Origin of the sequence: Rathayibacter sp. AY1F3 (genome assembly GCF_002931975.1) — a bacterium.
Taxonomy (GTDB): Bacteria; Actinomycetota; Actinomycetes; order Actinomycetales; family Microbacteriaceae; genus Rathayibacter.
Map to the genome: position 1 here is coordinate 1 of NZ_PSVF01000072.1, position 504 is coordinate 504.

A 504-nucleotide genomic window follows, 5' to 3' on the forward strand; every position below is an offset into this window, starting at 1 on the left:
GCGGGTAGTAGATCATCGGCTTGTCGTAGATCGGCATCAGCTGCTTCGAGATGCCCTTGGTGATCGGCCACAACCGCGACCCCGAACCACCCGCGAGGATGATGCCCCTCACAGATGAAGCCCTCTCGACACAGGAGCGGCGGAGGCACGGAGCGGTTCCTGAGCGGAGCAGGTCCCACCGGCGGCGGCGGCCGGAGGAGAGGAGATGAGCACGGGCGTAACCGTAGCAAGGTCACGTTTCGCCGAAATCACAGGAGGCCCCGTCAGGCCCTGTTTCGGCCTCTGGAGCGTCCCCCGGAGAGGGTAGCTGGAGAAGGAGAATGAGTCACCGACGGTTGCTCTGCCTCTCCGCGTCTCATTCCTGCTTCTGTGGGGAGTGCTTCTCCTCTCTCATTCCTGAGCGGAGTACTTCTCCTCGGTGGCGGCCTTTGCGGGGCGCCACCAGTCCTCGTTGGCGCGGTACCAGTCGATGGTGGCGGCGAGTCCGGCGTCGAAGTCGGTGTA

General features: G+C 64.3%; 1 protein-coding gene and 1 pseudogene. Both read right to left on the reverse strand.

Annotation, left to right across the window (positions count from 1 at the left end; translation table 11 throughout):
• Positions 1–112: sugar phosphate nucleotidyltransferase (locus C5C39_RS17150; protein WP_258063972.1), on the reverse strand; the 112-nt coding region annotated here is incomplete at its 3' end.
• Positions 113–390: 278 nt separating this feature from the next.
• Positions 391–504: pseudogene (locus C5C39_RS17925) on the reverse strand (dTDP-glucose 4,6-dehydratase); the annotation flags it as partial.